Annotated in this window: 7 protein-coding genes; 3 read left to right on the top strand and 4 right to left on the bottom strand. The window is 62.7% G+C overall.

From position 1 onward, the window contains the following. Nucleotides 1–32 precede the first annotated feature (32 nt). From N826_RS31825 to N826_RS31835, 3 genes are all read right to left on the bottom strand, one after another. Nucleotides 33–707, bottom strand: coding sequence for a phasin family protein (locus N826_RS31825; protein WP_044435696.1), 675 nt, complete (start codon nucleotides 705–707; stop codon nucleotides 33–35). 136 nt (nucleotides 708–843) lie between these two features. Beyond that, on the bottom strand, nucleotides 844–1,554 hold the full coding sequence (locus N826_RS40755) for a YsnF/AvaK domain-containing protein (protein WP_052832409.1): 711 nt from the start codon (nucleotides 1,552–1,554) through the stop codon (nucleotides 844–846). Nucleotides 1,555–1,950: 396 nt separating this feature from the next. Beyond that, the gene (locus N826_RS31835; protein WP_044435698.1) at nucleotides 1,951–3,042 is read right to left on the bottom strand and encodes an IS630 family transposase; all 1,092 of its coding nucleotides are present in this window, start codon (nucleotides 3,040–3,042) and stop codon (nucleotides 1,951–1,953) included. Between the two features lie 693 nt (nucleotides 3,043–3,735). On the opposite strand from N826_RS31835, the gene N826_RS31840 reads away from it, so the two are divergent. Further along, nucleotides 3,736–4,848, top strand: coding sequence for a PAS domain-containing protein (locus tag N826_RS31840; RefSeq protein WP_084721349.1), 1,113 nt, complete (start codon nucleotides 3,736–3,738; stop codon nucleotides 4,846–4,848). 189 nt (nucleotides 4,849–5,037) lie between these two features. Further along, a complete protein-coding gene (locus N826_RS31845; protein ID WP_044435700.1) occupies nucleotides 5,038–5,316 on the top strand; it encodes an HU family DNA-binding protein in 279 nt (92 codons plus the stop codon). 51 nt (nucleotides 5,317–5,367) lie between these two features. Here the strand turns inward: N826_RS31845 and N826_RS31850 are convergent, their stop codons facing one another. Next, complete coding sequence (locus N826_RS31850; RefSeq protein ID WP_044435702.1) at nucleotides 5,368–5,748, bottom strand: hypothetical protein; 381 nt, start codon at nucleotides 5,746–5,748, stop codon at nucleotides 5,368–5,370. A 440-nt stretch (nucleotides 5,749–6,188) separates the two neighbouring features. Here N826_RS31850 and N826_RS31855 point away from each other — a divergent pair, with 440 nt between their 5' ends. Then, complete coding sequence (locus N826_RS31855) at nucleotides 6,189–6,398, top strand: hypothetical protein (protein ID WP_044435704.1); 210 nt, start codon at nucleotides 6,189–6,191, stop codon at nucleotides 6,396–6,398. Nucleotides 6,399–6,583: the final 185 nt, after the last annotated feature.

A 6,583-nucleotide genomic window follows, 5' to 3' on the forward strand; every position in this document is an offset into this window, starting at 1 on the left:
CATTTGGCGCCGTCCGCTGCCGGGGCTACGCCTCAGGAGTATCGCTGCCGCGTCTGGTTGTCCAGGCTTTCCGCCGCTTTCCGGGCTGCTCGGGCACTCGCCTCGGCAATCCTGACGCTGCCGTTCAGCAGGACCTTGACTTCGGCGCTGAGCAGCTCGGTCTGCGCCGCGATCAGATCCTGCGGGGTGCGGGCATGCAGGATGCCGTTCAGGCCGCTGGCATTGCACTGCATGACGTTCCGCGTGGTGTCGGCCCATTCCCGCATGACCGCCTGGAACCCGCCGGCCAGCGCAATACCGGTCCGCATCATGACATCCAGGTTCCCCTGGGTACGGCCGGCCACCTCCCTGACCGCCCGGTCCTGCGTCGCCGCCACCTGGCCAAGTTGCTCAACCGCCCGCCCGGTCATCTCCCGAACCGCGCCGGCAACCTCGCCGGCTGCTTCGACCGGGCGCTCCATCGTCCCGCGCAGGGCTCCGGCGGCCGCTTGCAGGTTGTGCTCGGCGGCATCCGCGGTCCGGCGGCTGATGTCGCCGCCGTTGGCTGCGGATGCGGAGGAATGACGGACCGCCACACCGCCGGCTTCGGCGGCGTCCCGAACGCTCTTCCGGCCGGCAGCGGCGCCGGCTTCGCCAGTCTTCTCCAGGACATCGCTGGCATCCTGAACCGCCTTGCGGGTCTCGGACCTGGTCGTGGTGGTAGCCATAAACAATTTCTCCATCGTAAAGAAAAGCCCATCCGGGCGCTGTCCGCGATCCGGATTACTGTGCCGATCCCCTGGCATCTTCGATCAGGCGCGACAGTCACCCGGACTGGTCGTTAATTCCCGTCAATGCCGGGCTTCAGGACTTTTTGCCGGTGCTGGATTTGCCGTCGATCTCCTCGACGGTGACATCCTGACGGCGCACGGTGTCGCTGACAGTGACCTCGCGCTCGCCCGAGTTCTTGCTCAGCGAGACTTCCTCGACGACGTGGGCCTGCTTGGAGACGACCGGCTTCTCGGAAACCTCGGTCATCTCGACCGTGGTCTCCCGGAACGCCTTGTCGGCCTCCTCGGGCTTCAGGACCCGGTCGGCCCGGGTGCGCTCGACCTCAACCGTTTCCTCGTGCAGGGTGACGGTCTCCTGAACCTCCTGCTCACTGACCTCTGTCTTCAGGCGCTTGCCGCCGGTGGTGCGGGCAACGCCGACCTCCAGTTCCTCCTCGATCACCTGCGCCGTCTCAGTCTCTTCCGGTGCACCGTTGCCGACCTTTTCCAGCAGTGCTTCGGGGGTCAGAACTTCGAAGCGGCGCATGAGGCTCAGCGCCTCGTCGGCCTTGTCATCGGCGACTTCGGCGACGACCAGGGCGCCGCCCCGCTGCATCGCCTGGCCGTAACGTCCGGCCTTGTCCTTGTCGTAGCCGACTTCGACCAGGCGGCCGGAGATCCTGGACGCCGCAACATCCTGGAGGATCTCGATCGCGTTCTTCCTGACGCCGGCTCCGGTCAGCTCGCCGAGTACCTTGCCGGCGATGTCGCCGGTCTCAAACAGCCCGATGATGGCGGTGGTCATGTCCAGTGTCCTTGCGGTGGTTGAGTGGTGTCCCGAACTTCCGGGATTGATCTCGCACATGCAGCAAACGAGGTGCGTTGCACAAAGTTCCTGATCTTTGCTGCGGTAAATGGAATTCTCTCCGTCCTCAAAACAACGTTTCAGCAAAGATCAGGAAGTGGTGAGCCCATTTATGGCAATGACTGAAGTGAATAATAACTACTCAGTGGTTATACCCATTATGGTTCCGTGTGTAATTTAACGGTAACATATGATTATCTGTCCTGGAGCAGCGATTTACCTGTCGGGCGCGGTCATCTGGATGTGATCACCCTGTATTTTCTCAACATTCTCGCACAATTAAGCGCTTGGCACTGCAGTTGCGGTGCAGCGTGCCTTTTCCCTAGTGTTCCGACTCTAACGCTTGATACCGACGACAGCCTTGAGGGCATCGCGAGCTTTATCGACCTTTGCGAGAATGTCGTTGGTCGTTGCGGTCCAGACGAAGGGCTTGGGATGTTCGTTGTGTTCGGCGAGGTATTTGTAGATCGCGATTTCCAGGTCGGTGAGGCTTTTAAAGACGCCGCGCCGAATGCGCTTGCGCGTGATCTCGGCGAAGAAGCGCTCGACCATGTTCAGCCAGGACGACGCAGTCGGGGTGAAGTGCAGATGGAAGCGTGGATGCTGTTCCAGCCAGGCCATGACATTGGCATGCTTGTGAGTGCCATAGTTGTCAACGATCAGATGGAGGTCGAGATCGGCCGGCGTATTGGCATCGATCGTACCGAGGAACTTGATGAACTCCTGATGCCGGTGTTTGTCCATGCAGCGCCCGATCACGCTCCCGTCCAGCAGGTTGAGGGCGGCGAACAGCGTCGTGGTGCCGTGGCGCTTGTAGTCGTGGGTCAGGGTGCCGGCCCGGCCCTTCTTGAGCGGCAGCCCCGGCTGGGTGCGGTCGAGCGCCTGGATCTGGCTCTTCTCGTCCACCGAGAGCACCAGCGCGCGGTCCGGCGGATCGAGGTAGAGGCCGACGACATCGACCAGCTTGGCCTCGAAGTCGGGATCGTTGGACAGCTTGAAGGTGCGCACCTGATGCGGCTTCAGCCCATGAGCCCGCCAGATCTTCTGCACGCTGCTGACCGCGATCCCCACAGCCTTGGCCATGGCGCGGGCGCTCCAGTGCGTCGCATCCGCCGGCCGTTCGGTCGTCGTCTTGGTCACGACCTGCCGCACCGTCGCCTCCGACAGCGGCTTCTTGCCCGGCGGCCGCGTCTTGTCGCGCAGCAAGCCGTCAACCCCGGCTTCGGCGAACCGAGCCTGCCAGCGCCACACCGTCGGCTTCGACTGCCCGGTTCGCTCCATGATCTCCATGGTGCCAACACCATCCGCCGTAAGCACCACGATCTGCGCCCGCCGGACATGCTTTTGCGGCGTATTCCGATCCGCTATCACTTTGTCCAGCCGTGCCCGATCCTCAGGTGAAAGCTCGACGGTAATTCCCGTTCTCATCCACCCAGACTCGCACAGATCCTACCAACAGGGAATCCTCTGTTTCGGTCAAAACACTAGCAAGGTGGCCGGCAATCAAAACTGCATAGAGTTCACACAGCACCTGGTTTATCAGCACCGCGCGGTTTTCACGTCCAGCGGGCGCCGGGAGCGGAATTTTTAGTGCGCAGCTCAACGCCGAGCTGACGGACCAGGCCCAGGATCAGGCAGGTGCCGAAGCCCCGCGATAGCGAACTCCGGGAACACGGTTGCGGCCGGCTGCCCGATGTGGGAGTTATTGCGTCGCAGCAGGTGCCGACAGACCCGGTTGGCGTGGATGAACCGATGGTCCCGCTCCTGCAGCAGCGCAATGCCGACCCGCGCCCGCTCGACAGCCTTGGTCAGGAACGAACCTTCAAGCAATGGTGCAGAACCAGCAGTGCCTGCCGCACCCACAATCGAGCTGTCGTCCTCCGGCACGCAGGAAACCCTCCCGCAGTCCCCGGCCAGTAAAGATTTACCATGCGCCGTGTATGTCGCTGGGTTATCTCTCTTCACCAAAATTCCGCAAGATATCCATAGAAACCCATGAGCGGAAATCTGGCAGGTGTTTGCAATCATCTGATCGTGATAATTTTTCAATGCGGAACGGCACGGACTTTGGTGATCTGCTGTTGCTACTTATGACCGCAGCAACAGTGCAACTGGTTCAACGTGCCCACTCGTGACAATGAACCCTCAAGCCGCAGCATTGTCCAGGACCAGCCCAGCCTGGAAAGCTGGCCCTTTGTCGCGGTGGTTCAGGCATCGCACACACCGACGGTGCTGACCAATCCTCAGCTGCCCGACAATCCGATCGTCTTCGCCAACGACGCCTTCCTGCGGCTGACCGGCTACAGCCGTGACGAGATCCTGGGACGCAACTGCCGCTTTCTTGGCGGACCGCAAACGGACCGGCAGCTCAGCCACCAGGTGCGCCTCGCGATCGAGGAGGTGAGACCGGTCAGCGCCAGGCTGCTGAACTACCGCCGGGATGGCTCGACCTTCTGGAACCAGCTGCACATCAGCCCGATCCTCGACGGGGTCGGCAGGCCGGCCTACTTCGTCGGCTACCAGCACGACGTCACCGAGCAGGTCGAGGGCGAGCGACGCCTGCGCCAGGCCCATGCGGCGCTGGAGGAGAGATTGGAGGAACGCGAGCAGCTGATCTACGAGCTTCATCACCGGGTGCGCAACAATCTCCAGACCGTCATCGGCCTTCTCAACCTGGAAGCCAGGCGTGCCGATCCGTCCCTGCGCCGGCAGTTCAGCCTGATCACCCAGCGCGTTCGGGTGCTGGGCGGCATCCATGAGCAGCTGGAGAGTTTCGGCCGGTGGACGGCGATCGACTTCGGCCGCCACCTGCGGGAAACCTGCGCCGCGCTGGCAGCCTTGTTTGAGGAGCGCATCGCGGTGGCGGTCGAGGCCGAATCGCTGCTGTGCGACATCGAGGCAGCGGCACCCCTGGGTCTGATCGCCAACGAGCTGATCGCCGGATGCTTCCGCCAGGTCAGCGGCAGCGCCGCGGCGGACCAGTGCCTGATCAGGGTTGTGCTCAGGCACCATCAGGATGCCGGCATCGTTGAGCTTGCCGTCAGCATCACCGCAGCTGGGGAAAACGGGCAACCAGCTACCAACCTGCTCCATCCGAGCGACATCGTCGACGTGCTGGCCGAGCAGATCGGCGCCGAGCTGGCTCTCGATCGAACCGGAAGCCCGACAATCAGGCTGACCGTGCCAGCCGGCTGTTTTACAGTTGGGCTGGACGGTTCGCCAAAGCCACTATGATCCATATGACCGGGCTGGAGTGTCTGGACCAATCTGGCAGAGGGTGCTTGCTTGGCGGTTGCTCCGAACAATCCACCGGGATCAGCAATCCGCATTGGGAATCTCGTTTTGCTTGCACCTCCGCCAGCTGACTGGCACTCAGGACAGGGGCTGCCGGTGTCGGCAGTCGTGACAGGAGGGGGAAGCAGCATGACCCAGGCGGAACTGATCAATGCACTGGCCGAACGGGCGGATCTGAGCCGGGCCACAGCCGGCAAGACATTGAATGCCCTGATCGGCGTTGTGGCCGATGCCCTGAAGCGGGGTGATGAGGTCCGCATCGCCGGCTTCGGCACCTTTGCCGTTGCCGAACGAAGCGAGCGGCAGGGGCGCAATCCGCAGACCGGCGAGACGATCACAATCGCGGCGTCCCGGGGAACCAGGTTCTCGGCTGCCAAGGCGATCAAGGACGCTCTTAACGGCGGTTAACCCGATGGGCACGGCGACTCCAAACCCTTGTGCCCGCGATGGAGTAGGACTTCACCGGGTAATCGAGGGCAACAGTTCAGAAAACCTGGAGCCTGGACTGGTGTTCCAATCGGATGCCGGACTCGATCGCTTCTTCTCCGCCAGCTCGAGCACCAGACGGTCGCGGTTGCGGATCAGCGCGTCGAGGTCGGTCTCCTTCCACGCTTGCTGGCAGTCACGGCAGAACCGCAGCGTGTCATCGGACTCGGCGACAAGCCCGTGCATGGTCTCGGTGACCCGCGTCAGACCGGCGACGATTACTTCCGCCTGCTGGTGCAGAGAGGTACTACCCTCGTGCAGAACACCGAGGGCAGTCTGGATGTCCAATACTGCCGCCTCGTGCCGGCGCAGCGCCCGAACCTGGACCGGATCGACAATCTTTCCGTCGCTCATCACCAGGCGCTCCCGCTGATGGCGATCATCCGGTACAGACTGCGGGGCGTAGGGCCCGCAGTCGGCGCGCGATCAGGAAACGCAGCGGCTCGGTTGCCGAGGCGGTCAGCACGCCGACTGTTACGGTAATGGCGGACAGCGCCAGTCATGCCTGATCCATCCAGTCGAGCATCATCAATGACTTTGTGGAACGGCTGAACTTTACCTCACTCTTATCTACCTGGTCGGCCCGGGAATGGGGTTGACTATCGCTTCGGTGATGAACCCGCCTGCGATCGGCCGGGTGTTCCGGACGGACCTCCATCCTCGATTATGCCGGTGCTTCGTCCTTGTTTTTGTCCTTGTTAAGGATGCCGCCGCTACGGTGCGTCCCCGTACTGGAGCAAAACAACAGGCTGATCCGGCTGCAGCGCGCACCGACGGAATAGAAGGAGAGAGACATGGATCGGGATCACGACGGCCAGGATCGGTGCATTCTGGAGGTCGATGGAAGTGCGGCCGGTATCCTGCTGCGGGAGAACGGCGGGGAATACCGGTTCTTTGCGGCGGAATCCCGCACTGCGGGTCTGGACCGCCGAACCTTCCGCTCGCCTCAGCGGGCGGAGGAGGAAGTGAGGCGCATCCTCCGCCAGGGCATGCGCAGGCGCTGAAGTCAGCCTTTCCCCAGGTGCCGCAGAGTGCTGCCCAGTTCATGAACCATTCCGGACTGCCTCAGCCAAGTCGCCAAGATCGGCGGCGGCGGGGTCACCGCGCGGATAGGCCGGATCCTGCCGGCACGTCTGGTCTAGCTGTTTCCGGGTTGCGAGGAAAGAGCGCTCCAGCGTCCGAACCAGGG

The sequence above is a fragment of the Skermanella aerolata KACC 11604 genome, assembly GCF_000936425.1.
Taxonomy (GTDB): Bacteria; Pseudomonadota; Alphaproteobacteria; order Azospirillales; family Azospirillaceae; genus Skermanella; species Skermanella aerolata.

Bases quoted from the DNA above. Each gene is read 5' to 3' on its own strand.
- N826_RS31825 (WP_044435696.1), bottom strand. From the start codon at position 707: ATGGCTACCACCACGACCAGGTCCGAGACCCGCAAGGCGGTTCAGGAT.
- N826_RS40755 (WP_052832409.1), bottom strand. From the start codon at position 1,554: ATGACCACCGCCATCATCGGGCTGTTTGAGACCGGCGACATCGCCGGC.
- N826_RS31835 (WP_044435698.1), bottom strand. From the start codon at position 3,042: ATGAGAACGGGAATTACCGTCGAGCTTTCACCTGAGGATCGGGCACGG.
- N826_RS31845 (WP_044435700.1), top strand. From the start codon at position 5,038: ATGACCCAGGCGGAACTGATCAATGCACTGGCCGAACGGGCGGATCTG.
- N826_RS31850 (WP_044435702.1), bottom strand. From the start codon at position 5,748: ATGAGCGACGGAAAGATTGTCGATCCGGTCCAGGTTCGGGCGCTGCGC.
- N826_RS31855 (WP_044435704.1), top strand. From the start codon at position 6,189: ATGGATCGGGATCACGACGGCCAGGATCGGTGCATTCTGGAGGTCGAT.